The sequence below is a fragment of the Acinetobacter sp. LT1 genome (genome assembly GCF_059800965.1).
Window position 1 is genome coordinate 241,294 of sequence record NZ_JBBAXE010000002.1, and the last position, 26,732, is coordinate 268,025.

Below are 26,732 nucleotides of genomic sequence, written 5' to 3' on the forward strand. Positions count from 1 at the left end.
ATAGGTAATGAACATGACTGATAATGTTAAATCAACAAATAAAACAAGTGAAATGGCTGGTGCTGACGCTGCAAATAAAGCCAATACTACCCAAAAAACTGAACAATTAGACTCAGTCACAGACGATGCAACCAATGAAGCATTAACCACAAATCAAGGGGTTAAAATTGCTGATAACCAGAATAGTTTAAGAGCAGGTATTCGCGGTTCGACACTATTAGAAGATTTTATTTTACGAGAAAAGATTACTCATTTTGACCATGAACGTATTCCTGAGCGTATTGTGCATGCACGTGGCGTGGGTGCTCATGGTTACTTTCAGGCTTATGAAGGAAATGAGCGCTTAACAAAAGCTGGTTTTTTGACTGACCCAACCATTCAAACTCCAATTTTTGTACGCTTCTCAACAGTGCAGGGCCCACGTGGTTCTGCTGATACGGTCCGTGATATTCGTGGTTTTGCCATTAAATTTTATACCCAAGAGGGTAATTTTGATTTAGTCGGCAACAATGCGCCTGTGTTTTTTGTGCAAGATGGGATTAAGTTTCCAGACTTTGTTCATGCAGTAAAACCTGAACCAGATACAGAAATACCAACAGGAGCAACTGCACACGATACTTTTTGGGATTTTGTGTCTTTAGTACCTGAGTCAGCACACGCGGTGATTTGGGCTATGTCAGACCGTGCAATTCCACGTAATTTACGCTCAATCCAAGGGTTTGGGGTTCATACATTCCGACTCATTAATGCCGAAGGAAAATCACATTTTGTGAAATTCCACTGGACCCCTAAACAAGGTTTAAGTGCGTTAGTTTGGGATGAAGCTCAAAAGCTTGCTGGTAAAGATCCAGATTTCCACCGTCGCGATCTTTATGAAGCCATTGAAAATGGGGTTTATCCTGAATGGGAACTCGGTGTACAAATTGTTGAAGAAGAAGACGAGATGAACTTTGACTTCGACTTATTGGACCCGACAAAAATTATTCCTGAAGAATTGGTTCCAGTGACACCAATTGGCCGATTTGTTTTGAACAGAAATGTAGATAATTTCTTTGCAGAAACAGAGCAGGTGGCTTTCTGTCCGGGACATATTGTGCCAGGAATTGACTTTACAAATGACCCGCTTCTACAAGCACGACTATTTTCATATACCGATACACAGTTAAGTCGTTTGGGTGGACCCAACTTCCATCAAATTCCGATCAATAAACCTGTGTGCCCATTCCACAATAATCAACGTGATGGTATTCACCAGCATACGATTCATAAAGGGCAGGCTTCATATCAACCAAACTCAATTGATAATGATTGGCCAGCCGAAACCCCACCTGCTGCTTCAAACGGCGGTTTTGAAAGCTATCCTGAACAGATTAGCGGACACAAACTTCGTCAAAGAAGCGAAACTTTTTCTGATCATTTTTCTCAACCGCGCCTTTACTACAAGAGCCTTGCCCCTCATGAGCAAAAGCATGTGGTCGATGCCTATACTTTTGAATTAAGTAAAGTGCAACGAAAACACATTCGTGAGCGTCAAGTTGAACAAATTTTGGCAAATATTGATCTCGACTTAGCACGACAAGTAGGCGCTAATTTAGGAATTGAAGTGCCTGATTTGACGCTAGATTATAAAAAAACTGCAGTTGAAAAATCGGCTAAATTATCTTTCTTGGCTTTCCCGCCCCAAGATATTCAAGGCCGAAAAGTTGCAGTACTCATCCATAATTTAGTCAAATCTGATTCATTAGAAGCGATGAAAAACTGGGCAATTAAAGAAGGGGTGACTCTTCATTTATTAGCGCCAAGCTTAGCTCCTGTAAAAGACCATAAAGACAACATTATTGTGGCTGATGGCATGCAGATGGCTGAACCGTCAATTGCATATGATGCAGTGATTATTCCTGATGGAGATAACTTAAATGCCGTGCTGCAAGATGGCGTAGCGCGCCATTATCTATTAGAGGCTTACAAGCATTTAAAACCAATTGCGTTTTTAGGTAATAAATCTGATTTACTTGAACCGCTAGGTTTAGTTCCCGATGAAGGCACTCTAGTTGGAGATGAATTCCAGCCGATTGCTGAAAATTTCAAAAACCTGATTATGGCTCATCGTGTTTGGTCACGAGAACAAATAGCTGCTCAGATACCGGCTTAACAAACAAAAAAAGCCCTGAAAGTTTTAACTTTCAGGGCTTTTTTATATATTAGGGATTAACCATTTACGATTTGACCACCATTTACATGAATGACTTGACCTGTAATGTAACTTGCATCATCTGAGGCAAGGAAAAGATAAGCAGGTGCAACTTCACTTGGTTGTCCCATTCTTCCCATTGGGGTGTCTTTACCAAACTCCTTAACGGTTTCTGCATCGAAACTGCTTGGAATTAATGGTGTCCAGATGGGTCCCGGCGCAACACCATTTACTCGAATTCCTTTTTTCTGCTTCATTAAATTGTTCGATAAGCTACGCGTAAAAGTAGTAATCGCGCCTTTAGTACTTGCATAATCAATGAGCTCATCATGGCCTTGATAGCTGGTAATACTGGTCGTATTAATAATACTATCGCCTTCTTCCATATAAGGAATGGCTTCTTTAGTAAGATAAAACATTGGGAAAATATTAGTTTTAAAAGTTTTTTCTAATTGCTCATTACTAATGCTTTCAATTTCTTTTTGTTGATATTGCACACCAGCGTTATTCACTAAAATATTAATTTTACCATAATGTTGTAGAACTTTATCAATATCAAGTTTTGCCACATCTGGATCAGAAATATCACCTTTTAATAAAAGACAATGTTGTCCTTCTCTTTCAACGAGTTGTTTAGTGATTTCAGCATCTTGATCTTCTTCAAGATAAAGTATCGCAATATCGGCACCTTCACGGGCAAACAATACTGCGACAGAACGCCCGATACCGCTATCGCCACCACTAATAACAGCAACTTTACCTTTTAGCTTATCGCTACCTTTATGTGAACTTTTTATAATCTCAGGTTCAGGGTGCATTTTTTCCTGATCGCCTGGTTGATGAGATTGAACTTGTGCGGGGGCAGATGTTGGATACTGGTTTGTTGAGTTTTCCATTTTTAAATACCTCGGTTGTAATATCTAATTTTCATATAGTGAGCTGTTACCGCGTAAATGTGAGTAAAATGAATTTTTTAATAAGTTGTCTTTGTTATTTTATTTATAAGGATGTAAAAAAATATTTTATATTTGAGGGTTAAATAATATCGATTAACTTGATTTTGTTTTTATCAATCATGCTTTCAATAATAGATCTATTTCCTGTATCCTCTAACCAGTTTTCTATCGGTATATTATTAGATAAGTCTAATATTTTTTTAATAATTTCTTTTGCTCCATCTATATTTTCTGAATTTTTATTATTTTTAATAGCTATATTATCTAGCAACAGTTTTATATCTTCATGTTCTATATTTTTTGACTTAATAATATATAAGTCTCTTTGGAAGGGATGACTTGCATGAGGTGGGTCTAATCTATAGCTCCATTCTTTGTTATAGTCCTGCCATGAGTTTTTGGACTTAATATGTCCTAGTAAAATTTCAGGGATAGAAATATGGATATATTGTAGAGCTGACTGTTGATTTTTTAATTGCATAGTTAAGTTACTCAAACCATCTTATTAAAATTAGTTTTAAATATTCATATAAATCTCTCAAGTAAATTAATTCTGAAAATGTAATGATATATGTTATTGTTTTTTAATTAAAATAATTGTTTGTTTGTTATTTTCTCAATAGATCTGGTGTTGTGTTAGTTTACTGTTTTGTACAGTTTGAAATTTTTTGTTATCAGTTAAATTATTTTAACTGTGTTTGTAAAAATATATTGTAGTGTGCCCTTAGGTAATAATGAGTATATCCAATATTTAAAGAGTAAAATTATTAATAATTAAAATTTTTAAAATATTTTAAAAATAATGTGTTTATAAGAAATTTCATTTTTTGATAGATATACATTTAAAAGGATTGATACATCACTTGGGTGGGAAAATATTATAGATATTCTATTGTTATTAAATCCGTTAACCAAAAGCGGTAGTGACTATAATTAAATATAGGAAGATATAACTATGGCTAATACTAGATATGAAGATGACGATAACAATAGAACAGGTACTTCAAATCGTGGATTTGCAAGTATGGATCCTGAAAGAGTACGAGAAATAGCCAGCAAAGGTGGGCGAGCTGCTCACGCGAGTGGTAATGCACATGAGTTTACCTCTGAAGAAGCTCGTGAAGCTGGCCGAGCAGCCCATGCAAGTGGTAACGCTCATGAATTTACGTCTGAAGAAGCGCGTGAAGCGGGTGCATTAAGCCATAAAAATGATGGCCGTAATGGTCGTGGCCGCGGTCGTGATGATGACGACGATGATGACGATCGCGGTAGCCGCTCAGGTGGTCGCGGCCGAAGCCGTTACGACGACGATGATGACGATGATCGCGGTGGCCGTTCAGGCGGACTAGGTCGTGGTCGCAGCCGTGATGACGATGATGATGACGATCGCAGTGGCCGTTCAGGTGGTCGAGGCCGTGGCCGCAGCCGTGATGACGATGATGATGACGATCGCGGTGGCCGTTCAGGCGGACGAGGTCGTGGTCGCAGCCGTGATGACGATGATGATGACGATGATCGCGGTGGCCGCTCAGGTGGACGAGGTCGTGGTCGCAGCCGTGATGACGATGATGATGACGATCGTGGTGGCCGCTCAGGAGGCCGAGGCCGAGGTCGCAGTCGTGATGATGATGATGATGATCGTGGTGGCCGCTCAGGTGGACGAGGTCGTGGCCGCAGCCGTGATGACGATGATGATGACGATCGCGGTGGCCGCTCAGGTGGACGAGGTCGTGGCCGCAGCCGTGATGACGATGATGATGACGATCGCGGTGGCCGCTCAGGTGGTCGAGGCCGAGGTCGCAGTCGTGATGACGATGATGATGACGATCGCGGAGGCCGTTCAGGCGGACGAGGTCGAGGTCGCAGTCGTGATGACGATGATGATGACGATCGTGGTGGCCGCTCAGGTGGTCGAGGCCGAGGTCGCAGTCGTGATGACGATGATGATGACGATCGTGGTGGCCGCTCAGGAGGCCGAGGCCGAGGTCGTGATGACGATGATGATGACGATCGTGGTGGCCGCTCAGGTGGCCGAGGCCGTGGCCGTAGTCGTGATGACGACGACGATGATCGCGGAGGCCGTTCAGGCGGACGAGGCCGTGGTCGCAGCCGCGATGACGATGATGATGACGATCGTGGCCGCTCAGGTGGACGAGGTCGTGGTCGCAGCCGTGATGACGACGATGATTATGATGGCCGTGGTCAAAACTCTCGTAATCAAAAACGTGATGCCTACGGACGTTTTACGTCTTAAGCAGAATGTTTTAAAAACAAAGGAGGCTTTTGCCTCCTTTGTTTTTTAGCTTACTTATTTACTGAGGGAGAGGTTGTAGGCCTTTTACAATATCAAGGTATTCAGAACCGTTTAACCAAAAAGATTTTTTCAAAAAAAGTGTCGTCATAATACTTTCGGCTGCTTCGCTATCTGGATTTTCACAAAATAATCCGTAGCTTTCACCTAAAACCGCATCATTTTCAATTAGGCGGATATAGTAAGCATGTTGCTCATTTGCATAACCTAAAACCGCATCACGTTGATTTTTCATTTCGCATGTCTCCATACCAAAAACTGAATTTAACCAGAATGTTAAGTGTTCAGAATCTCATTTGATAAAAATCAAAAAACAGTCAGCGATAACGACTATTTCGAAATAGGTTTTGATTTTCTTCAAATTGCCATTTTGGTTAAAACATCCCTGTTAAAAGCAAAATGGATTAAAATCTGATCATGAGATTTATTGTTATGCAAAAAAAATATTTCGTCAACTTGAAAATGTAACTTTTTCAAGTTACATTGTTTGTGTAGGATTTGAACAGTGGAATGGAGGCAATATGCCAAAGAAAAAAGAGTTCGAGCATGGCGGTGCACGAGAAAATGCCGGACGTAAAGCACAGTTCAATGAACCCACCAAAGTCATTCGTGTTCCTGAGTCTCAAGTTAACTTTATCAAAAATTGGTTACTGAATAATGTCAAAACCAATAACTTGACCGACTTGAACTCAAAACTTAATGTCCAACAGGTCCACCCGAATAACGATAAAATTTACCATATTCCTTTGGCAACTGAACGTATTGCGGCAGGTTTTCCTTCGCCTGCGCAAGATGATATTGAGCAAGCACTCGATTTAAATGAATATTTAATTAGAAATGAAAATGCCACGTTTATTGTCAAAGCCAACTCTTTATCCATGTTAGATGCTGGAATTGATATTAATGATCCGCTTATTGTGGACCGTAGCATTCCCGCTAAATCGGGTGATATTGTGATTGCACTCATCGATAATGATTTCACTGTGAAGCGCTTAATGATTGATAGTCAATTTCAGCCACCTAAAGTTTGGCTAAAAGCAGAAAATCCTGATTATCAGAATATTTATATTGAAGAGGGGCAAGAACTGGTTATTTGGGGAGTCGTGACTTATAACCTCAAACGAATGAGATAATTTTTCTTATATTTTATTATTCAAGTTACTGACCCGAAAAGTGAGTCAGTAACTTTTTGCTGAATGACTTTTAAATTTGTCCAATCAATAAACATGTTGCGATAACAACCATCAAACCACCTGAAAAACGGCCGACTAATTGTGCTGCTTGTGGTCTGGTTTTCAAAATAGCCTCTGAACCATAACCCACCATTAAGTAAATTATCGCGCAGCTAATCATGTGGACAACACCGAAGGCAAGAATTTGTGTTGTCACTGTCCATGAAGCAGTAGTGTCAATAAATTGAGGAAGCAGTGCTAAAAAGAGCAAAAAAACTTTCGGGTTTAATCCACTCACGTAAACTCCTTTGGTTGCCCAGCTCAACCATGACTGAGCTTTTTCAGAACCTGACTCGTTCGGAGTAGGAGGGGTAAGTAATAAGTTTATTCCCATCCATAACAAATAAGCAGAACCTGCAATTGTTAAGATCATCAGAGCAGTTGGATTATTTGCTACCAGTAGGCCAACACCAGCCGCTACTAATAAAATCGTAATAAAGTGCCCAAATAGCATACCTGCAACAGCGGGTACGACGACTTTGCCTTTAATCCCTGCCGAAATGGCATAGGCCCAGTCTGCCCCTGGCGTAATAATAAAAAGAATGGAGACACTCCAAAATGCAATAAAAATGTTAAAAGCCATATGCTTATCTCGGCGAACTATTTTCCAAAGGTTTCACTCGTGGTTTAGAAAAAATCCCTATTTATTCGAGCTTGTTGAAAATAATATGCTCATGTATTTAGAATGTGCTTTTAAATGTTTGCTCATATCACACTCATTTGGGGTAAATTTTTCTAAATGGATCGCACAGATAAAAAGATTCTTGCTGAATTGCAATTAAATGGCCGATTATCTATCACCGAGCTGGCAGAAAAAGTCGGTTTGAGCATTTCACCTTGTCATAGACGAGTGAAGGCTTTAGAAGAGTCAGGAGCTATCAAAGGTTATCGGGCAGAACTCGACCCAAACTTAGTGGGATTTGAATTTTCAGCGATTGTTTTTATTACGCTTAAAGAGGGCGATAAACAGGCAGTCGAGAAGTTTGAAAATGCCGTGATAGACATCCCGCAAATTATTCAGGCGCAGCGCTTATTTGGTGAGCCAGACTATTTGCTGCATGTGGTGGCTAAAGATTTACCTGCTTTCCAGCGTTTGTACGATGAAAAATTATCTGCTATTCCCAGTGTGCAACGACTCATCTCAACCATTGTGATGAAAGATGTGGTGCCTGAACGTTTATTTCCGATTGGCTAAGAATCCTCAGATATAAAAAAGAAGCTTTAAAGCTTCTTTTTTAGTTTCGAGAGTATTTAAGCATCGAGTGTTTTACACAAAGAACAGATCGTACCGTTATGTTTGTGAGAGAACATAATATCTGGGCGCTCGTAACCTTGTTCACATACGCGGCAGTGGTAAACCGTTGCAACTGGTGTGCCTTCAGCATCGTAACGTGGTTCTTTAATACCGTCATCGTGTGACTTGATGTAGTATTTTCCTTTGGTTAATAAGCCCATGATTGGTGTTAATACAAAGGCAAGTACAAGTGCGATAAGCGGTGAGTAAGGCGCCAAGAAGCTACCAAGTAATCCGAAGAATGCTGCAATTGATAAGCCTGCTGATACAAGGAACGCAACCATACCGACAGGGTTTACGTTGTATAGCATGTCACGGCGGTATTCTGGTTCTTTCGGTGAAAGTTTTAACACATATTTGTTAATTGAAATATCTGTTGCAACAACCACAACCCAAGCAATCGCAAAGTTTGAATAGAACCCTAAGATTTTACCCAGTACCGCAAACATGTTGCCTTCCATTAAAGCAAGCGCAATTGCCAAGTTCACCATCACAAACACAATACGACCAGGATAATGTTTGCTAATACGTGTGTAGGCACTTGTCCATGCAAGGGAACCAGAGTAAGCATTGGTCACATTAATTTTAATTTGAGAAATAACCACCAAAATCACTGCAAGTGTTAAAGCAGCCCAACCCGGAAGCATGTCATGAAACGCCGCATTAAACTGTTGAACAGGTTCAGTACTGTTTACGCCCGGTATTTTAGTGAGTAAATAGAACCCTAAAAATGCCCCAATAATTTGTTTGATTGCCCCTAAAATCACCCAACCCGGACCCGCTGAAATAACCGCAGCCCACCATGCTTTGCTATTTTCTTTTGTTTTAGCAGGCATGAAGCGTAGATAGTCAATTTGCTCACCGATTTGCATGATGAGTGATAAACATATACCAGCACCCAACATGATTGCAGCCATGTCTACAGTTGCAAAACCTTCGTTACCTGTAAAAGTTGCAAACTGGCTGACTAAAGTAGGCTCTTGATAAATCAGATAGGCCACAGGACCAATCATCAGAACGAGCCAAAGCGGGGTAGTCCAGACTTGTAATTTACTTAAGGCTTTCATGCCGTAAATGACGAGTGGTATAACCATAACGGTTGAGATGAGATAACCTGCCCAAAGTGGAATGCCTAAACCAAGCAATAACCCTTGCGCCATGATTGAACCTTCAAGGGCAAAGAAAATAAAGGTAAAACTGGCGAAAATGATACTGGTCAGGACTGAGCCGATATAACCGAAACCTGCGCCGCGGGTAATCAAATCAAGATCGATGTTATAGCGCGCTGCGTAGTAGGCTAAAGGAATGCCGGTTAAGAAGATAATAATCGCTGCAAATAAAATGGAGAAAACAGCATTGGTTGTTCCGTAAGACATACCAATACTGGCGCCAATAGAAAAGTCAGCAAGATAGGCAATACCACCAAGTGCAGTAATAGCGACAACTTTGGGACTCCAGCGCCGAAAGCTGTGTGGAGCATAACGTAAAGTATAATCTTCTAAGGTTTCATTCACTGCTTTTTGTGAATCTGTACCTTGCACAGTGTCCAGATTTGGATGTTCAGATACACTCATAACATCAATCTCCCAATCATTTTCGGTCAATCAACACAAATATTGATCATTGTTTTTTGATGGTTTTGAGTGTGTGATTTTTGGGAAAAATTGAAAATACGTTATTTTGCGTATATGTGCGTATTCGAGAAAATCGCCATGATAAATGACTTTTGGCATAAGGATTGCTGGGTTTAATGCAGCCCCATCCAAAACATGAGTGTTATGCCAGATTCTTCACGTCCCCAACAAGCGCCACAACGTGTGATCAAAACACGCCGTGAATATAATATTTGGGTGGCAGATGAAAGTATCGAAGATTATGCACTCCGCTATGCACCTACCTCAGTACGTAAATGGTCACCTTGGACGGTAACTAATACCGCAATTTCGACAGTTAGCTTTTTGGCGATGGAAGCCATTGGGGCGACCATGCTTTGGCAGTATGGCTTTAGCAATGCGTTATGGGCAGCAATTGTCGTATGTACCATCATATTTTTGACCAGTTGGCCGATTAGTTACTACGCCGCAAAATATAATGTAGACGTTGATCTGCTTACTCGTGGTGCAGGTTTTGGCTACATTGGCTCGACCATTACATCTCTAATTTATGCCAGCTTTACCTTTATTTTGCTTGCGTTTGAAGCCGCAATTATGGCGATGGCACTTGAGCTTGCTTTAGGTATTCCGCAAGTTATTGGTTACTTAATTTCTGCCTTAGTGATTTTGCCTTTAGTAGTCAAAGGTATTGGTTTTATTAATAAAGTTCAGGCGATCACACAACCAATCTGGCTTTTATTGCTGTTGTTACCGTGGTTTTTTGTACTTTGGAAACAACCACAAATTTTAAGTAGTAGCCTGCATTTTGTTGGGGCGGTTTCAAACTCAACTGACTTTAATCTGTATTACTTTGGTGCGGCGTGCACTCTTATTTTTTCATTTGTGATCCAAATTGGTGAGCAAGCTGACTATTTACGTTTCTTACCGCAACAAGAAAAGAATAGAACTGCATGGCGTTTTGCTGTTTTTTTAGGTGGCCCATCTTGGATTATTTTTGGATTTCTAAAAGTCTTGATGGGCATGCTGCTGATGGTGTTGGCTTTTCAGCTGTTTATTCCTGTCTCTGAACTAGACAATCCAACTTATCTATATTGGGTCGCCTATCAACAGTTTATTCCAAACCCTCAGCTTGCTTTAATATTGACTCTAGCACTGGTTTGCTTGGCGCAAATTAAAATTAATATGACCAATGCCTACGCTGGCTCATTGGCATGGTCCAACTTTTTTGCTCGCTTAACTCATAGCCATCCGGGGCGAATTGTCTGGCTTCTTTTTAACGTTTTTATTGCTATTGTTTTGATGGAAATGGGCATTAGCCATGCAGTTGAGCGCATTTTGGGGCTATATAGCAATATTGCTTTGGCATGGATTGGTGCCGTTGTTGCCGATTTAATTATCTGTAAACCTTTAGGTTTAAGCCCAAAGGGAATTGAATTTCGCCGTGCTTATTTATATGACATTAACCCCGTAGGAGTGGGTGCCTTAATGATTGCCTCAGTGTTATCGATGCTCAGTTATTTGGGCTTTTTTGGACTCATGGCAAAAGGTTTGGCGAGTTTTATTGCTCTGGGGAGTGCTGTGTTATGCGTTCCTGTTATTGCTTACCTAACCAAAGGCAAATATTACATTGCACGTCAGCCTGAAAAAATTCAGGCGACTTCGGTTGCTACCTGTGTGGTATGTGAAAGGGACTATGAACTCGCTGATATGGCGGGTTGCCCAGCCTATAACGGTACGATTTGCTCTCTATGCTGTTCACTTGAAGCACGCTGCCACGATTTATGTAAACCCGATGCACGTTGGTCGGTACAGCTTAAAAAAGGCATCTGGCACTATCTACCAGAACGTTGGGCCAGCCGTTTAAATAGTCGGGTCAGTTTATATTTATTACTGACTTTAGGGCTGTCTATTGTTCTGGCAGTGAGTTTAAGTCTGGTTTATATCCAGGAAAAAACCTATTTAGAAACCATTAATGCGGCAGCCGTTCCTCAGCTATTTATGCTATTTGTCAAAATTTATACCATTTTATTTCTATTGATGAGTGTTGCTGCTTGGTGGCTCGTATTAAACGATGAAAGCCGTCGTAATGCTGAAATCGAAACACACCAGCAAACAGCATTATTGATTGATGAAATTGCTGCCCATGAAGTCACTTCAAAAGACTTACAAGACGCCAGAATTTCAGCAGAACGGGCAAATGATGCAAAAAGCCGTTATGTCATTGGTATTAGCCACGAATTAAGAACACCCCTAAATAGTATTTTGGGCTATAGCCAATTGCTTCAAAAACAAGAGCAGCTCTCAGAACAAGGCAAAATGGCGCTCGGCGTGATTAGCCGTAGTGGGCAACATCTGACTTCATTGATTGACGGTTTATTAGATTTAGCGCGAATTGAAACAGGCAAAATTTCTTTAAATGTAGTGGATGTGCATTTTCCAAATTTTATTGAACAAATTATTCAAATGTTTCAGCCACAGTTTGAACAGAAGAATTTACAGTTTGTTTATGAAATTGGAGAGAACCTACCGCACTATGTGCGTACCGACAAAAAACGCTTAGAGCAAGTGCTGATCAATTTGCTGGGCAATGCTTTAAAGTTTACAATGAGCGGCACAATTACTTTAAAAGTTGAGTACCGTTTTCAAACGGCTTATTTTGAAATTAGAGATACGGGCTGTGGTATTGCCGAGGCAGATTTAGAGCGAATCTTTAATCCGTTTGAACGGGGTAGCAATGTAGTGCAAGGCGGATTTACCGGAACAGGACTCGGATTACCCATTGTAAAATTGTTGGTCGATTTACTCGGCGGCCAACTATCTGTGACTAGTCAGCTCAATCAGGGTTCACAATTTAAGATTAAGTTTTACTTACCTTCAAAAGAAGTGGTTCATCCAATTTCTAATGTTTATTCCAACCAAATTACAGGCTATCAAGGCGAGCGAAAACGAATTTTGGTTGTCGATAATGAAGCGGTGGACCGAGGCCTAGTCGCTAATTTTCTAAAACCTTTAGGATTTATGATTGAAGAAGCCGAGTCGGGCATTGATTGTTTAAGACGAGTACCTATTTTTCAACCTAACCTGATTTTGATGGATTTAAATATGCCTTTGATGGGTGGGTGGGAAACAGCGCGGTTATTACGTCAGAATAATATTACTAATGTACCGATCTTAATTATTTCAGCGAATGCAGGCGAGCGTGAAGTCAATCCACAAGATGCCGTCTTAAGTGAAGACTTTATGTTAAAACCAATCGACCTCAATTTGTTGCTGAGTAAAATTGGAGACAAATTGGGTTTGGTGTGGATTGATTCTAAATCAGAGACATCCATAGAAAATAATGAAGTTCAAACACTTGATCTAAAGATATATAAACAAGAGCAAACCACTGTTCATACGCCAATCCAACAACCAGAAAATAATGATCTGCTCGATTTACCGCAAAGCTTGCAGCAATTAAATGATTTAATTGGACAGGGGTACATTCGTGGAATTCAACAGACTTTAATGCAATGCCGTCAAAATTTTCCAGAGCATAACGAGTTATGGGAACAGCTTGAACACGCTATTCAAAAGTTTGATTTAAAACACGCGCAACGATTAATTCAGGATAAGCAATGAGTACGCAACATGTTTCTTTTCAGCAAGCTTCGCCAAACGAGCAGGCTGTTATTCTGATTGTGGATGATGTGCCGGAAAATTTAGGCTTGCTACATGAAAGTCTGGATCAGGCAGGTTATCGCGTGCTTGTCACAACTGATGGGTTAAGTGCAATTGAAATAGCTCATCGATGCTTACCAGATATGATCTTGCTCGATGGCAATATGCCACATATGGACGGTTTTGAAAGTTGTATACAGCTTAAAGCGAGTCCAATTACGCAGTTTATTCCCGTTATTTTTATGACAGGTTTGTCTGAGACAGAACATATTGTGCGTGGTTTTCAGGTCGGTGGGGTAGACTATGTAACCAAACCTCTGAATATTGAAGAAGTATTAGCAAGGGTAAAAACACATTTGGCACATGCCAAACTATTGCAGCAACAAAAACAGGTGATTGATGCAACGGAAACAGCCATTCTTGCGCTAGATGTTCACGGTAAAATTGTTTGGAAAACCCAAAAAGCCAGTGATTTACTGAATCAATATTTACCCGAATTAGAGGGTTTTGAAGCAGGTTTAAAAGCTTGGTTTTCAGACTTAGAAAATGAAAAAGACCCTAAAAAATTAACCAGCTGTTCTTATTCAACGCCATCCCAGCAATTACAGCTTTTATTGCTTACACCGTGGCAAACTGAACCAAGCGTGGCAAAAAATTATCTTATCCAGATAAAAACTTCTACGCCAGCTTTGGAAATGGCTGATATTTTGAAATATTGCCCACAGTTGACTCAACGTGAGGCAGAAGTCATGCACTGGTTGTTGTTGGGCAAAACCAATAAAGATATTGCAGAAATCTTGGAGCTTAGCCCTCGGACAATAAACAAGCATTTAGAGCATGTTTTTGAAAAACTTTGTGTTGAAAACCGAACTGCTGCGGTGGCGCATATTAATAGTCTGGTACAAGAGTTTCATTGAGTTAATTGAAGATTGTATTTAAAAAGCATACAGACTCACTGCTAAAAATAGTCTATTTTTTTACACTTAAATTTGTTCTTATAGATAAAGATATATAAAGTCATTTTTAAATAAATTTGAGCCATAATACGAGGAATTCATTGTGAATATTCAACAAAAAGATGATGCAAAACACGGCAGCTTTAGCTTACTTGATGGTGAAACCGTTGCGGGTGAAATGACTTATACATGGGCAGGCGAAGGCATGCTGATTATTGACGCTACAGATGTAAATGAAAATTATCGGGGACAAGGTGTAGGTCGCCAATTACTTGATGCTTTGGTGGCTTTTGTTCGTGAAAAAGACGTAAAAGTAATTCCGCTTTGCCCATATGCTAAATCGGTTTTTGATAAAGACCCAAGCATTGGTGATGTACTTAGAAAGTAAGCAATAGATTAAAAATCATTTAATAGGAATCGGGCGTTAGTGTCCGATTTTTTTTATTCATCTTTGTTTGAGTGAATATGTTTTGAGCGGTTGTATTCAACTGATTTGAAGATTTTCGATTGCCAGATCGAATTTATCAAACTTATAGAAAAGCTTATCTAATAAAAATAGTTTTAGACCAATTGGGAAAAAAATAAACTCGTTGCACAAATATTTAATAGCTGACGAAAGCTAAATATTTATAACGTTTTAATATTATTTTTGGAATTTTCCTTGAACTGGCAGTATATCCATAGTGTGTTGCCGCAATTTTTCTCTGCAACTTTGACCACGCTGAAAATTTCAATTATCAGCATTATTTTGGCAATTATTGTAGGGCTAATTTGCAGCATTTTAATCACATATCGCGTGCGGGTGCTAAATAGAATTGCCCAGTTCTATATTGAGTTATCTCGAAATACCCCTTTATTAATTCAACTGTTCTTTTTGTATTACGGTTTGCCAAAGCTTGGCATCAAAATCGATGGTTTTGCCTGTGGTGTGATCGGACTGACCTTCTTAGGTGGAAGCTATATGGCTGAAGCCTTCCGAGCAGGTTTGCAGTCTGTTGCAAAAGGGCAGATTGACTCTGCAAAAAGTATTGGTCTACAACCGATTCAAATTTTTAGATATGTCATTTTCCCTCAAGCACTGGCTATTTCAATTCCGGCAATAGGGGCAAATTGTCTATTTCTAATTAAAGAAAGTTCTGTGGTCAGTGCAATTGCTGTCGTTGAATTGCTTTTTGTCACCAAAGACTTAATTGGCATGGACTATAAAACTACCGAAGCTTTGTTCTTACTCATCATGGCTTATCTGATTATTTTATTGCCCGTGTCTATTTTAACCAGTTATCTGGAGCACAGAAGTCGGAAGGTGAGCCATGGAACTTGATTATTTATTTCAAGCGAGTCACCTCGAACGTTTAATGTGGGGACTTTGGGCAACTGCAAAAATTGCATTTATTTCAGTGTTTTTCTCTGCAATTTTCGGCACAGTTTTCGGCGTCATTATGACTTCTAAAAACATAGTCGTTAAAGCATTGTGCCGCCTGTACTTAGAAGCCATTCGAATCATTCCGATTTTAGTTTTGCTATTTGTGTTTTATTTCGGCTTTGCGACATGGTTTAACTGGCAGTTTTCTGCAATGTGGGTATGCGTTGTTGTATTTGTTTTATGGGGTACGGCAGAAATGGGCGATTTGGTTCGTGCAGCCATTACTTCAATTGATCAACATCAACGCGATTCAGCTTATGCGCTCGGACTTACCCATGTTCAAGCCTTGGTCTACGTCATTTTTCCGCAAAGTCTAAAACGAGTAACTCCAGGCGCGATTAACTTATTTACCCGAATGGTGAAAACCAGCTCTTTGGCAGTCCTGATTGGGGTGGTTGAGGTCATTAAAGTTGGTCAGCAAATTATTGAAAATTCGCTGTTGACCGTGCCGAGCGCTTCTCTTTGGATTTATGGCTTTATTTTTATTTTGTATTTTCTGATTTGCTATCCCTTATCTCGTTTGGCAGCACATTTAGAAAAGGTCTGGGAGTAATTATGCCTTTGTTATCGATACAACAATTACAGAAATCATTTGCACAAAGTCATATTTTACAGGGCATTGATCTGGATGTAGAACAAGGAGAGGTGGTTGTTATTTTAGGTCCATCGGGCTGCGGTAAAAGTACCTTATTACGCTGTATTAATGGCCTAGAACCGATTCAGGGCGGTGAAATCCGTTTAACCGGTTCAGGTGTGCTTGGTAAAGATGTGGACTGGACTAATGCTCGTCAAAAAATTGGCATGGTTTTTCAGAACTATGAGCTATTTGGGCATATGAACGTTATTGACAACATTTTGCTCGGGCCACTTAAAGTACAAAAACGCCATCGCGACGAAGCAGAACAAGTAGCAGATGAGTTGTTAAAGCGAGTGGGACTGTTTGAGCGAAAACTTGATTATCCACGACAACTTTCTGGCGGACAAAAACAGCGTATTGCCATTGTTCGTTCACTGGTCATGCAACCTAAAGTCATTTTGCTTGATGAAATTACCGCTGCGCTTGACCCAGAAATGGTCAGAGAAGTGCTTGATGTAGTCCTTAAATTGGCGAATGAAGGAATGACCATGTTGATTGTGACACATGAGATGTCCTTTGCCCGCAAGGTTGCTGACCGCATTATTTTTATGGATAAGGGCAAGATTATTGAACAGGCTTCACCAGAAGAATTTTTTGAACAGCCGAAAACAGAACGAGCGAAAGCCTTTCTAAATATTTTGTCGTACTAAATTTTTATTATTTGAATCATGAGGAAGTGAATGTTTAAACGTAATTCAATAAAAATATTAAGCAGTCTTGCCGTTGCTGGGGTTTTATTAACTGCATGTAGTAAAACGCCATCAACTGAACAGGCAAGTAATGCTCAAGAAGACCATTCTTTAGAACAAGTCAAAAAAAATGGGGTTCTACGCGTTGCCGTTTTTGCCGATGATCCGCCGTTTGGTTATGTAGATAGTGCGGGGAATAATCAGGGCTTCGATGTAGCTCTAGCAAAACGGGTGACTAAAGATTTGCTTGGTGATGAAAAGAAAGTTGAGTTTATTGTGACTGAAGCTTCAAATCGGGTGGAGTTTTTAAAATCAAATCGAGCTGATGTTGTATTCGCGACATTTACGGTAACGCCAGAACGTAAGGAAGTTGTCGATTTTGCCGAGCCTTATTTAAAAGGGGCTTTTGGCATTGTCTCACCTAAAGCCAAGCCGATTACCGACATTGCCCAATTAGAAGGTAAAACCTTAATTGTAAATAAAGGCACAAGTTCAGATACCTACTTTACCAAGCATTATCCGAAAGTAAATTTACTGAAGTTTGAACGAAATTCGGATGCTTTCAAAGCTTTAACCGACGGTCGTGGTGACGCGATTTCACAAGATAGTACCTATGCTTTGGCATGGGCCGCGAAGAACCCAAGTTATGTTGCAGGTATTCAGTCTATTGGTGATCAAGAGTTTATTGCACCAGCAGTTAAAAAGGGCAATACCCAATTATTGAATTGGCTCAATACTGAAATTAAGCAGCTCAGAACAAGCGGTGAAATTAAGAAAATTTATGATGAAACCTTGAAGCCAATTTACGGTGACTCAGTCAATCCGAATGTGTTTTTAGATGTAGACCAATAATTTTCGATATCGCTAGAGCAGTGCCTAAAAGTAGGTGCTGCGATTTTAAATAAGACTTTTACAAGAACGAGAGGGTGAAATAATGACAACATTAACATTTCAAAACGTGAAGCATATTTTGGCTGCATCTTTGCTGAGTTTAGGTTTAGTTGCATGTGACAAAGGAACTCAGTCTACTGAAAAAACGGCCGATACCACACAAACTGTGTCGAGTATTGAGCAGATCAAAAAGAATGGCGTGGTACGAATTGGTGTATTTAGTGATAAACCGCCGTTTGGATATTTAGATGCTCAAGGTAAAAACCAAGGCTTTGATGTAGAGATTGCCAAGCATGTCGCTAAAGATCTGCTGGGTGATGAAAACAAAGTTGAGTTTGTTTTAACTGAAGCTGCGAACCGTGTCGAATATTTAAAAGCCAATAAAGTGGATATTATTTTTGCCAACTTTACTGTTACGCCAGAACGTAAGGAAGTTGTCGATTTTGCTAAACCTTATTTAAAAGTGGCACTAGGTGTGGTTTCTCCTAAAAGTCATCCAATTACCGATGTGGCTCAACTTAAAGATAAAACTTTACTGGTCAACAAAGGTACAACGGCTGATTCATTCTTCACCAAGACTCATCCAGAAATTAAGCTACAAAAATATGAGCAAAACACTGAAACTTTTGATGCTTTAAAAGATGGTCGTGGTGCTGCGCTTGCCCATGATAACTTGCTGGTTTTAGCTTGGGCTAAAGAAAATCCAAATTACACCGTTGGCATTACCAATTTAGGTGAACAGTACTTAATTGCACCAGCAGTGAAAAAGGGGGATAAAGAGTTATTGGACTGGTTAAATCAAGATTTAGAGAAACTGGCGAAAGAAGGCGTGATTCATCAAGCTTATGAAAAAACTTTAAAACCAGTGTATGGCGATACGATTAATCCAAAAGATTTATTGGTTGAATAGTTGTACTCATAGCCTCTAATGATCAGGACTCTAGATACTATTTACTCGAGTTAGGAGCCGACTAGATTTTTAAAGTCGGTTCTGCTGCTAATTTATCTGCCAAATATTGAATCAATACACTTAATTTAGGCGGGACATGCCTTGTCGGTGGATAAAGTAACCACAGCCCACCACTGTAATAGGTTTTAAAATACCAATCTGGTAAAACCTGAACTAAGGTACCTTGTTGTAGAGCATGGCGTGCAACGAAGTAAGGTAAGCTCGCAATACCTAAATGCTGTAATGCCGCACTCAAACGCACACCTGTATGGTTTGCTGCATAACGCCCACGCACAGCCACACTGATCGATTTGTTTCCTTGCTGAAATTTCCATTTTGAGTCACTGGCTTGTTCGCCCAAGTAAATACATTCATGCTGCTTTAAATCATGAGGGTGGTTCGGTGTACCGTGCTTGGACAAATATTCAGGTGTAGAACAAACCAAGTGATCAATATCAATCAGCTTTCGACCCATAAGGCCACCCGGTGGTTGCTCTGTAATTCGAAGTGCTAAATCTACTCCATCATCAATCAGGTCTACATAGCGATCTTCTAAAAGCATTTGTATATCAATTTTCGGGTAGCGTTCTAAAAACTCGGGTAAATGCGGATGAATCATAAAATGCCCCACAGCTTTCGGAACACTCATGCGAATAATACCTTCGGGTTCAACATGAAATTGACCCGAACTTTCCATGACTGCTTGTGCCGCATTCACCATATCTAAACAACGTTGATAAACCTGTTGTCCACTTTCACTTAAACGAAGTTTTCGTGTAGTCCGATAGAGTAAGCGGGTGCCTAAAGCACGTTCTAAACGGGCAATCGCGCGGCTGATAGCTGAAGGTGTAGTACCAAGTTGCCTTGCAGTTTCAGAAAAGCTTTCCGACTCGACAACCTTCACGAAAGTCGCCATTTCATTTAACAGAACCAGACTTTGATTTGTGCTCATGAGGCAAAAGTTATTTGGATTTTAATTGGATTATCGCGTCTAAAAAAACGCAATACAATCGTTTAAGTGATTTTCAGGAAACTAAATTGTTATGTGGCAGTTGTATGGGCATGAGTTTTTAACGCTAGCTCTTATTCACTTTATGGCGGTGATTTTACCAGGACCAGATTTTGTGATTACGGTAAGGCAAAGTGTACGTTATGGCTACTTAATTGGATGTCTAACGGCAATTGGTATTGGTGTCGGGATTTCAGTGCATGTGTTTTATACACTTGTTGGTATTGGCTTTTTGATTCAGCAAAGTGAATGGCTCATGTCACTGATCAGAACAGCAGGGGCAGCTTATTTGATTTATTTAGGATGGCAGTGTTTACGTAGCCAGCCGAATACTAATATTGAAATTAATGGCCAAGCAAACGGTGATACGCCAAGTTTATTTAAAGCTTTTACTATGGGTTTTCTTACCAATGCATTAAACCCAAAAGCCACTATCTTTTTTCTGGCAATTTTTACAACGATTGTAAGTACAACCACACCAATGAAAGTTCAGGTTTTTTATGGTGTGTGGATGTGTATGGTCAATGCCATCTGGTTTATGGTGGTGAGCGTACTGTTTGCACAGCCTATCGTACGTAAAAGATTTTTGGAGTTTGGGGTTTATTTTGAGCGGGTGATGGGGGTGTTGTTGATTGGAATTGCATTGAGATTGATTTGGAGTTTGTTTGTTTAAGTTGGTTGTATTTATAAGTGGATGGGGTAGCACGACGGAGTCTTACCGTTTATACGTCATAATAAAGTAGCTAATTCTGTTACTTTTTTTGGAAAAAGTAACCAAAAAACTTTGTCATCTACAGAACCTGTTCACTGTTTTCATCTATCAAAAAATGTTGCAAAAACATTATTTTTATAAATTATGGGCAGGCTGTAGATGACTCTTAGCACGAGCCGAAGGCTAATTCAGAAATCGAAATTAAAATAACAAGACTCTGAGGTGATAGCTACTTTGAGTTGTCCGAACTATTGATGACTCTTAATTCGAGCTAAAATCATCTGCAACCTGCGTGGTATTAAATAGTTTATGTTTCTGCGATATATCGATTAGATATAAGAAGAAGACAGGTTTTGCAGATGAAAATGCTTTTGCTTACTTTGGGCGAAACCAAAGTAAGTCTAGCCGAAGGCTAATTCAGAAATTGAATTTAAAATAATAAGACTCCTCTGTGATAGCTACTTTGACTTGTTACTTCATATATAACTTTTGAGCTCAAGTAGCTTCAATAAAGAATCCATAAAAAAAGACCGCTCGAAAGCAGTCCTTTTTGCAAAAATAAATTTAACTCGTACGTCGATTACGCGTCAGTTGATGTAATACCGACACCAATAAATCAATTTCTTCCGTCGTATTATAAAAAGCCAAAGACGGACGCACGGTCTGTTCGACGCCAAAGCGACGTAAAATCGGCTGAGCACAGTGATGACCTGAACGTACGGCAATACCATGTTGATTTAAAGCTTTACCGACTTGTTCAGTTGAATAGCCTTGTAAAGTAAAGGACATAACACTGGCTTTATGATGTGCAGTTCCAATCAAACGCAAACCTGACACACTACTCAGCGCATTTTGACCATATTCGAGTAGATCATGTTCATAGCGAGCAATGTTATGAATACCTAGACTTTCGACATATTCAAGTGCAGCGCCTAGACCAACGGCATCGGCAATGTTTCCAGTTCCAGCTTCAAACTTGTTTGGTGCAGGTTGGTAAACTACTTGTTCGAAGGTCACATCTTGAATCATGTTGCCACCGCCTTCCCAAACAGGCATGCTTTCAAGTAGTTCTGGTTTTGCATAGACCACACCAATACCCGTTGGACCAAATACTTTATGTCCAGAAAATACAAAAAAGTCTGCATCGAGAGCTTGTACATCGGTAGGGATGTGCGAAACAGATTGCGCGCCGTCAACTAAAACACGTACACCTTTGGCATGGGCAATTTTAATGACTTCAGCAACAGGTGTAACTGTGCCTAAAGCATTCGAAACTTGAGTAATTGACAGCAGTTTAGTGCGCTCATTAATCAGTTTTGGCAACTCTTCTAAAATAATCTGGCCCGTGTCATCCACAGGAATGACTCTTAATTTAGCTCCAGTTTTTTTACTGAGTTGATACCAAGGTACAATATTGGCATGGTGTTCTAAGTGAGAAACGATAATTTCATCACCTTCACCAATATTTTGCTCGCCCCATGTTTTTGCAATCAGGTTAATCCCTTCGGTTGTTCCTCGAACAAAGATAATTTCTTTAGAAGAGGGTGCACCAATAAATCGGGCAACTACATTTCTTGCATGCTCATAGGCATCAGTTGCACGAGCCGCTAACTCATGTGCAGCACGGTGAATATTTGAATTTTCATGCTGATAAAAATAAGCAATCCGGTCAATCACACGCTGCGGTTTTTGTGTGGTGGCAGCATTATCCAACCAAACTAGAGGTCGACCATTGACGCGTTCCTGTAAAATTGGAAAATCGCGACGTATGGCATGTACATCGAGTGGTTGAGCACTGCTTGCTACAAAGGTGGGTTGCGATGGTTGATAGTGACTATAACTTTGTCCAGTTTGAGGCAAGTCTAAAAAATAAAATGCAGAGCTTGCCGAACTTTGGAGAGGCGTGTTTGTTACAAAACGATCTTCCGTCAGCAATGATTTCAGCTGGTCACCATGTGGCAATTGAAAAGACTGTACAACTGAATAATTATCTTCAACACCTTTAACAGACGGTTCTGCTGTATTGGGAGCAGAAAAATCATTTAAAAAATAATAAGGTGATTCACCTGCACCAGTGGGTAAGCTGGGTGCAATGCGTGGCACATTGGGTTCACTATGAGCAGCTTGTGGCAAATGTGGTTCAAATGGTGGGCGTGGCAAATTAGCTCCACCAACCACAGGCGCAGACGCTACAATTCGGCGTTCAGGGTAGTCTGGCAAATTTGGAATATGCTCAGGATATTCTGGATTAAGACTTTTCTGAAAGGCGATATTGGGCGCACGACCACTGAGAGCAGAGAATGGTTCACCCGGTTGTGGAGGGTGCGGTGGCGCTCCGACAGGTAAGTCCAAGTTAAGGCCCGATGGTGAAGCTGAACTGCTTGAGCTTGGTAATGCTGAAAAAAACTCATTAGCAAGACGAGCAATGGTGGACTCATCAGGGAAGTTGGCTGGTGGATTAACACCAGTCACTTCAGGCCCCGTTGGACTACCTTGCAGATTACTTGTAGTTAACTGGGTAGTCATGATATTTGTCCACCTCCACATCATCTAATACTGCCAACGCATCATCAGTGAGTACTGCAAGTGAGCAATATAACGAGATTAGATACGACGCAATCGCGTTACGGTTGATTCCCATAAAGCGTACTGAAAGCCCTGGTGACTGTTCACCAGCAAGACCCGGTTGGAATAAACCAACAATGCCTTGACGCTTTTCACCTACACGAAGCAGCAAGATTTTAGTTTTGCCATCTTCTACAGGAATTTTATTTGATGGAATGAGTGGAATACCGCGCCATGTAATGAATTGCGAACCGAACAGACTAACCGTTGGAGGCGGTACACCACGGCGTGTACATTCACGTCCAAATGCTGCAATCGCATCAGGGTGTGCTAGGAAAAATCCCGGTTCTTTCCAGACTTTACGTAGCAAATCATCAAGATCATCTGGAGTAGGTGGGCCATTTAAGGTCGAAATACGTTGGTCATCTGTCACACTTGCCAGTAAACCATATTCAGGGTTATTGATGAGCTCACTTTCTTGACGTTCTTTAATGGTTTCAATGGTTAAGCGAAGCTGTTCTTTAATTTGGTCGTGTGGGCTGCTGTAAAGGTCGGCTACACGTGTATGCACATCTAAAACTGTAGATACACCATTTAAAAAGTATTCACGCGGTTCTGGATCATAATCGACAAAAGTTTGCGGTAAAGTTGCTTCATCACGTTGTGTACAAGCCACCTGAATATCATCGGTATTATTGACACGGTTTAGGCGATAGATACCTGCTTCAACAGGAAGCCATTGCAGTAAATGAGTCAGCCATCGGGGAGTAATTGTAGAAAGTTGGGGAGCTGTCTTGGTTGCATTGGCCAGTTGGCGAGCTGCGTGGTCCCCAAGTGCAAGTTGGGCTTTATCTGTATTTTTCGCCATGAATCATTTTTCCTTATTACATTGGCTTTTTGAAAATAAAAATTCTAGGATGCATATAAACTAGAATTAGTTCTGGTTTTAAAATTAAAATCGCGTTATAAATTTTTTAAATACTGAGCTTATTAATGAGTTATCTATTTTCTAAATAAAAATATATTTAAACTAGAAATAAGCATTTTATTAATCTGCACGTTCTTTGTTTATTTATCTCCTTATCTATTTATTTCACATCTATAGTTTTTAACCGGCAATATGATTTTTTTGATAAGACTCATTCGGTGACTGTAAAATCTGGCTACCTGCGGCCACACTATGGGTTAGCCAAACATTCCCCCCAATAATTGACCCTCGACCAATGGTAATACGGCCTAAAATAGTGGCACCTGCATAAATCACGACATCATCTTCAACAATCGGATGGCGTATATAATCTTTTTTCAAACCACCATCATCATTGGTTTCAAAGCGTTTTGCTCCAAGGGTCACGGCCTGATAAATACGAACGCGTTCTCCAATCACACAAGTCTCACCAATCACCACACCCGTACCATGATCAATGAAAAATCCTTTGCCGATTTGCGCACCCGGATGAATATCAATGCCTGTTGTAGAGTGGGCCAACTCGGAAATAATGCGCGACAATAAAGGCACTTGGGCATACAGTTGATGCGCAATTCGGTGATAAATAATCGCAAATATGCCCGGATAGCAAAGTAATACTTCATCCACACTATGTGCCGCCGGATCGCCTTCATAAGCAGCACGCACATCGCCGTCTAAAAGGCGCCGTATAGAGGGCAAAGTGTTGGCAAAATCCTGCACAATAGTTTGAGCAAGTTCTTGTGGCTGCTGCACTGGGCTTGAATGACTCAAATGTCGTTTCGCTTCATAATTTAAAGCCAGTTGTACTTGAGCATGTAAAGCTGTCAGCACCCGATTTAAAGTATAGGCAATATAAGAATCTTCAGTTTCTTGACGTAAGTCAGCAGGGCCTAAACGCATTGGAAATAAAATTCCACACAAGTCATCTAAAATGACTTTTAAAGCTTCTTTAGATGGAAGTTCACGGCCTCCAAATTCTTTTGTTCTGTGCTGTTGCTGACGCCAGTCATGCCTTGCTTGTTGTAAACCTTGTACAACCGCATTAATGTTCCATTGAGTCACAAGCTTTCCTTGATTCACTGAAAATTGATTGAAGTATTAGTCTTGTTGCCAAGGAAGTTGGTGGATGCGCCAGCCATTTTTCTGATTACGCTGTTGCTGATCATTTAGGTCGCCTTCGAAGCCTTCAAGAACGTTATAAATGTGCTCAAAACCTGCATTAAATGCGGCTTCTGCTGCCTGTGCTGAACGGTTGCCACTACGACATAACAAAAGAATGGTTTTGTCTTTGCCAACTTTTGATTCAAGTTCTTTTAAAAAGCGTGGATTACGGTTAAACGATGTGCCTGTTGCCCAAGCGACATGAACACTTTCAGGGACATAACCCACAAATTTACGTTCTTCATTGGTACGTACATCAACTAAAACAGCTTCGCCTTGTTGTACGAGCTGCCATGCATCAACAGGTGATAAACTGCCACTAAAATTTAATTCGTGTTCTTGTGCATATTGCTGTGCTTTAGCAAGGATATCTTCGGCTGAAAAGGACGTATTTGAACCATTTGAGATAAAACTTTGCGGAGTTTCAGTATTTAATTTAGCGTTCATTGAATATATCCTTATCTTTGATTCAGATTGTTAAGGTTCAATTTACGCGGTTTTAAATATAAGCAAAAATAAGGAATATCTATTTATATATATTATTTTGATAAATAAGAGCGGTGAATATTTTATATAAATTAGTATTAGTTAATCTTATAAAGTTATTAAAATAAAATAGATTTAAGAAATTTTATTATTTAGTAAAAACCGTGAGAATTAAAATAATCCACACGGTTTTAAAAATTAAGCAAATCCACCATTTACTCGAATGACTTGTGAATTTACCCAACGTCCATCTGGACCAGCTAGCATGGCAACTACGTCAGCAATTTCGTCAGGTGTTCCGATTCGTTCCAATGGAGCAAGTTTTGCAATAGCCGCTACTTGCTCTTCATTTTTTCCATTGTAAAAAAGGTCAGTGCCTGTCGGGCCGGGTGCAACGGCATTTACGGTAATATTGCGCCCACGTAACTCATTTGCTAACACATGTACCAAACCTTCGACACCTGCTTTTGAAGCAATATAAGGACCATATGCCGGAAAAGATTTGGCAATTACACTAGTTGAAAGCGCAATAATCCGACCACCATCTGGCACTGTTTCGTCCGCATGCGCCAATATTAAAAACGCACCACGTAAATTGGTATGAATTACTTTGTCGAAATCTGGCAGGTTTTCAGGTGTAATTTTTGCCATAGGCATAATACCAGCACTATGAACTACCACATCTACTTGACCATTAATCGCTTTTGCTTCTTGAAATAAACGGCTCACCTCATGTTCATTTGCAACGTCCGCTTGAATAGCTGAGGCTTGACCACCTTGCTCAATAATATGTTCTACAGTGGCTTGGGCATGCACTTTATTGCCAGCATAGTTAACAATCACATAAAAACCATCTTGAGCTAAATGTTCTGCAATAGCACGGCCAATACCACGTGATGCACCAGTAACCAGAGCTATTTTTCTTGAAATATTCATTTTTAGATTGCCTGTTTGAGTAAGTATGGCTTATTTTAATAATATAGAAATATGGGATAAATCTTCAGAATTGGATAAGATAATTCCATAT

General features: G+C 40.2%; 25 protein-coding genes. 13 read left to right on the plus strand and 12 right to left on the minus strand.

The genetic code is table 11. The features are described 5' to 3' along the window. Positions 1-7: 7 nt before the first annotated feature. Positions 8-2,152: a catalase HPII gene (gene katE / locus WBW42_RS02850; protein ID WP_080776908.1), complete on the plus strand. Its 2,145-nt coding sequence runs from the start codon at positions 8-10 to the stop codon at positions 2,150-2,152. 56 nt (positions 2,153-2,208) lie between these two features. On the opposite strand, the gene WBW42_RS02855 is transcribed toward katE, so the two are convergent. Then, on the minus strand, positions 2,209-3,087 hold the full coding sequence (locus tag WBW42_RS02855) for an SDR family oxidoreductase (protein WP_032056399.1): 879 nt from the start codon (positions 3,085-3,087) through the stop codon (positions 2,209-2,211). A gap of 139 nt (positions 3,088-3,226) precedes the next feature. After that, positions 3,227-3,628, minus strand: a complete 402-nt coding sequence (locus WBW42_RS02860; RefSeq protein WP_032056398.1) for a DUF6367 family protein — start codon at positions 3,626-3,628, stop codon at positions 3,227-3,229. Between the two features lie 474 nt (positions 3,629-4,102). Here WBW42_RS02860 and WBW42_RS02865 point away from each other — a divergent pair, with 474 nt between their 5' ends. Beyond that, positions 4,103-5,401, plus strand: coding sequence for a KGG domain-containing protein (locus WBW42_RS02865; RefSeq protein WP_284105157.1), 1,299 nt, complete (start codon positions 4,103-4,105; stop codon positions 5,399-5,401). A 58-nt stretch (positions 5,402-5,459) separates the two neighbouring features. Here WBW42_RS02865 and WBW42_RS02870 read toward each other — a convergent pair whose 3' ends face one another. Further along, a complete protein-coding gene (locus WBW42_RS02870; RefSeq protein ID WP_002114518.1) occupies positions 5,460-5,693 on the minus strand; it encodes a hypothetical protein in 234 nt (77 codons plus the stop codon). Between the two features lie 286 nt (positions 5,694-5,979). Between WBW42_RS02870 and WBW42_RS02875 the strand changes: the two genes are divergently transcribed. Beyond that, a complete protein-coding gene (locus WBW42_RS02875; protein WP_032056394.1) occupies positions 5,980-6,591 on the plus strand; it encodes a LexA family protein in 612 nt (203 codons plus the stop codon). 70 nt (positions 6,592-6,661) lie between these two features. On the opposite strand, the gene WBW42_RS02880 is transcribed toward WBW42_RS02875, so the two are convergent. After that, positions 6,662-7,273, minus strand: a complete 612-nt coding sequence (locus tag WBW42_RS02880) for a LysE family translocator (RefSeq protein ID WP_032056392.1) — start codon at positions 7,271-7,273, stop codon at positions 6,662-6,664. Positions 7,274-7,429: 156 nt separating this feature from the next. Here WBW42_RS02880 and WBW42_RS02885 point away from each other — a divergent pair, with 156 nt between their 5' ends. Continuing rightward, the gene (locus tag WBW42_RS02885; RefSeq protein WP_000376211.1) at positions 7,430-7,885 is read left to right on the plus strand and encodes an Lrp/AsnC family transcriptional regulator; all 456 of its coding nucleotides are present in this window, start codon (positions 7,430-7,432) and stop codon (positions 7,883-7,885) included. A 56-nt stretch (positions 7,886-7,941) separates the two neighbouring features. On the opposite strand, the gene WBW42_RS02890 is transcribed toward WBW42_RS02885, so the two are convergent. After that, the gene (locus tag WBW42_RS02890; RefSeq protein ID WP_002114289.1) at positions 7,942-9,558 is read right to left on the minus strand and encodes a purine-cytosine permease family protein; all 1,617 of its coding nucleotides are present in this window, start codon (positions 9,556-9,558) and stop codon (positions 7,942-7,944) included. 195 nt (positions 9,559-9,753) lie between these two features. On the opposite strand from WBW42_RS02890, the gene WBW42_RS02895 reads away from it, so the two are divergent. The 3 genes from WBW42_RS02895 (at position 9,754) to WBW42_RS02905 (ending at position 14,601) form a co-directional block, all read left to right on the plus strand. Beyond that, on the plus strand, positions 9,754-13,218 hold the full coding sequence (locus tag WBW42_RS02895) for a hybrid sensor histidine kinase/response regulator (RefSeq protein ID WP_032056389.1): 3,465 nt from the start codon (positions 9,754-9,756) through the stop codon (positions 13,216-13,218). Then, positions 13,215-14,174 carry a response regulator transcription factor gene (locus tag WBW42_RS02900; RefSeq protein ID WP_032056388.1) on the plus strand — a complete coding sequence of 320 codons (960 nt, stop codon included), beginning with the start codon at positions 13,215-13,217 and terminating at the stop codon, positions 14,172-14,174. Before WBW42_RS02895 ends, WBW42_RS02900 begins: the two co-directional genes overlap by 4 nt. Before the next feature lie 142 nt (positions 14,175-14,316). Then, positions 14,317-14,601 carry a GNAT family N-acetyltransferase gene (locus WBW42_RS02905; RefSeq protein WP_005069864.1) on the plus strand — a complete coding sequence of 95 codons (285 nt, stop codon included), beginning with the start codon at positions 14,317-14,319 and terminating at the stop codon, positions 14,599-14,601. A gap of 96 nt (positions 14,602-14,697) precedes the next feature. Here WBW42_RS02905 and WBW42_RS02910 read toward each other — a convergent pair whose 3' ends face one another. Next, entirely contained in the window at positions 14,698-14,811 is a 114-nt protein-coding gene (locus WBW42_RS02910) for a hypothetical protein (protein WP_014206469.1), read from the minus strand. 63 nt (positions 14,812-14,874) lie between these two features. Here WBW42_RS02910 and WBW42_RS02915 point away from each other — a divergent pair, with 63 nt between their 5' ends. From WBW42_RS02915 to WBW42_RS02935, 5 genes are all read left to right on the plus strand, one after another. After that, complete coding sequence (locus WBW42_RS02915) at positions 14,875-15,534, plus strand: amino acid ABC transporter permease (RefSeq protein ID WP_002114214.1); 660 nt, start codon at positions 14,875-14,877, stop codon at positions 15,532-15,534. Then, entirely contained in the window at positions 15,524-16,189 is a 666-nt protein-coding gene (locus WBW42_RS02920) for an amino acid ABC transporter permease (RefSeq protein ID WP_000418067.1), read from the plus strand. Before WBW42_RS02915 ends, WBW42_RS02920 begins: the two co-directional genes overlap by 11 nt. Positions 16,190-16,191: 2 nt before the next feature. Further along, positions 16,192-16,923, plus strand: a complete 732-nt coding sequence (locus tag WBW42_RS02925; protein ID WP_001130360.1) for an amino acid ABC transporter ATP-binding protein — start codon at positions 16,192-16,194, stop codon at positions 16,921-16,923. 30 nt (positions 16,924-16,953) lie between these two features. Continuing rightward, a complete protein-coding gene (locus WBW42_RS02930) occupies positions 16,954-17,814 on the plus strand; it encodes a transporter substrate-binding domain-containing protein (protein WP_032056384.1) in 861 nt (286 codons plus the stop codon). An 82-nt stretch (positions 17,815-17,896) separates the two neighbouring features. Beyond that, positions 17,897-18,763, plus strand: coding sequence for a cysteine ABC transporter substrate-binding protein (locus tag WBW42_RS02935; protein WP_032056382.1), 867 nt, complete (start codon positions 17,897-17,899; stop codon positions 18,761-18,763). Between the two features lie 61 nt (positions 18,764-18,824). On the opposite strand, the gene WBW42_RS02940 is transcribed toward WBW42_RS02935, so the two are convergent. Further along, positions 18,825-19,754 carry a LysR family transcriptional regulator gene (locus WBW42_RS02940; RefSeq protein ID WP_284105158.1) on the minus strand — a complete coding sequence of 310 codons (930 nt, stop codon included), beginning with the start codon at positions 19,752-19,754 and terminating at the stop codon, positions 18,825-18,827. Positions 19,755-19,845: 91 nt separating this feature from the next. Between WBW42_RS02940 and WBW42_RS02945 the strand changes: the two genes are divergently transcribed. Further along, a complete protein-coding gene (locus WBW42_RS02945; RefSeq protein WP_032056377.1) occupies positions 19,846-20,484 on the plus strand; it encodes a LysE family translocator in 639 nt (212 codons plus the stop codon). Between the two features lie 603 nt (positions 20,485-21,087). Here the strand turns inward: WBW42_RS02945 and WBW42_RS02950 are convergent. The 5 genes from WBW42_RS02950 to WBW42_RS02970 form a co-directional block, all read right to left on the minus strand. Continuing rightward, positions 21,088-23,049, minus strand: a complete 1,962-nt coding sequence (locus WBW42_RS02950) for a family 2A encapsulin nanocompartment cargo protein cysteine desulfurase (RefSeq protein WP_032056375.1) — start codon at positions 23,047-23,049, stop codon at positions 21,088-21,090. Next, complete coding sequence (locus WBW42_RS02955) at positions 23,024-23,956, minus strand: family 2A encapsulin nanocompartment shell protein (RefSeq protein ID WP_001107602.1); 933 nt, start codon at positions 23,954-23,956, stop codon at positions 23,024-23,026. Before WBW42_RS02955 ends, WBW42_RS02950 begins: the two co-directional genes overlap by 26 nt. Before the next feature lie 240 nt (positions 23,957-24,196). After that, positions 24,197-25,138 carry a serine O-acetyltransferase EpsC gene (epsC, locus tag WBW42_RS02960; RefSeq protein WP_080776906.1) on the minus strand — a complete coding sequence of 314 codons (942 nt, stop codon included), beginning with the start codon at positions 25,136-25,138 and terminating at the stop codon, positions 24,197-24,199. An 18-nt stretch (positions 25,139-25,156) separates the two neighbouring features. Further along, positions 25,157-25,666: a rhodanese-like domain-containing protein gene (locus WBW42_RS02965; protein WP_000992245.1), complete on the minus strand. Its 510-nt coding sequence runs from the start codon at positions 25,664-25,666 to the stop codon at positions 25,157-25,159. A 237-nt stretch (positions 25,667-25,903) separates the two neighbouring features. Further along, complete coding sequence (locus tag WBW42_RS02970; RefSeq protein WP_163114366.1) at positions 25,904-26,641, minus strand: SDR family oxidoreductase; 738 nt, start codon at positions 26,639-26,641, stop codon at positions 25,904-25,906. Positions 26,642-26,732: the final 91 nt, after the last annotated feature.

Excerpts from the sequence above, each read along its gene's own strand:
- katE (WP_080776908.1), top strand. The coding sequence starts at position 8 with ATGAACATGACTGATAATGTTAAATCAACAAATAAAACAAGTGAAATG.
- WBW42_RS02855 (WP_032056399.1), bottom strand. The coding sequence starts at position 3,087 with ATGGAAAACTCAACAAACCAGTATCCAACATCTGCCCCCGCACAAGTT.
- WBW42_RS02860 (WP_032056398.1), bottom strand. The coding sequence starts at position 3,628 with ATGCAATTAAAAAATCAACAGTCAGCTCTACAATATATCCATATTTCT.
- WBW42_RS02865 (WP_284105157.1), top strand. The coding sequence starts at position 4,103 with ATGGCTAATACTAGATATGAAGATGACGATAACAATAGAACAGGTACT.
- WBW42_RS02870 (WP_002114518.1), bottom strand. The coding sequence starts at position 5,693 with ATGAAAAATCAACGTGATGCGGTTTTAGGTTATGCAAATGAGCAACAT.
- WBW42_RS02875 (WP_032056394.1), top strand. The coding sequence starts at position 5,980 with ATGCCAAAGAAAAAAGAGTTCGAGCATGGCGGTGCACGAGAAAATGCC.
- WBW42_RS02880 (WP_032056392.1), bottom strand. The coding sequence starts at position 7,273 with ATGGCTTTTAACATTTTTATTGCATTTTGGAGTGTCTCCATTCTTTTT.
- WBW42_RS02885 (WP_000376211.1), top strand. The coding sequence starts at position 7,430 with ATGGATCGCACAGATAAAAAGATTCTTGCTGAATTGCAATTAAATGGC.
- WBW42_RS02890 (WP_002114289.1), bottom strand. The coding sequence starts at position 9,558 with ATGAGTGTATCTGAACATCCAAATCTGGACACTGTGCAAGGTACAGAT.
- WBW42_RS02895 (WP_032056389.1), top strand. The coding sequence starts at position 9,754 with ATGAGTGTTATGCCAGATTCTTCACGTCCCCAACAAGCGCCACAACGT.
- WBW42_RS02900 (WP_032056388.1), top strand. The coding sequence starts at position 13,215 with ATGAGTACGCAACATGTTTCTTTTCAGCAAGCTTCGCCAAACGAGCAG.
- WBW42_RS02920 (WP_000418067.1), top strand. The coding sequence starts at position 15,524 with ATGGAACTTGATTATTTATTTCAAGCGAGTCACCTCGAACGTTTAATG.
- WBW42_RS02925 (WP_001130360.1), top strand. The coding sequence starts at position 16,192 with ATGCCTTTGTTATCGATACAACAATTACAGAAATCATTTGCACAAAGT.
- WBW42_RS02930 (WP_032056384.1), top strand. The coding sequence starts at position 16,954 with ATGTTTAAACGTAATTCAATAAAAATATTAAGCAGTCTTGCCGTTGCT.
- WBW42_RS02935 (WP_032056382.1), top strand. The coding sequence starts at position 17,897 with ATGACAACATTAACATTTCAAAACGTGAAGCATATTTTGGCTGCATCT.
- WBW42_RS02940 (WP_284105158.1), bottom strand. The coding sequence starts at position 19,754 with ATGAGCACAAATCAAAGTCTGGTTCTGTTAAATGAAATGGCGACTTTC.
- WBW42_RS02945 (WP_032056377.1), top strand. The coding sequence starts at position 19,846 with ATGTGGCAGTTGTATGGGCATGAGTTTTTAACGCTAGCTCTTATTCAC.
- WBW42_RS02950 (WP_032056375.1), bottom strand. The coding sequence starts at position 23,049 with ATGACTACCCAGTTAACTACAAGTAATCTGCAAGGTAGTCCAACGGGG.
- WBW42_RS02955 (WP_001107602.1), bottom strand. The coding sequence starts at position 23,956 with ATGGCGAAAAATACAGATAAAGCCCAACTTGCACTTGGGGACCACGCA.
- WBW42_RS02965 (WP_000992245.1), bottom strand. The coding sequence starts at position 25,666 with ATGAACGCTAAATTAAATACTGAAACTCCGCAAAGTTTTATCTCAAAT.
- WBW42_RS02970 (WP_163114366.1), bottom strand. The coding sequence starts at position 26,641 with ATGAATATTTCAAGAAAAATAGCTCTGGTTACTGGTGCATCACGTGGT.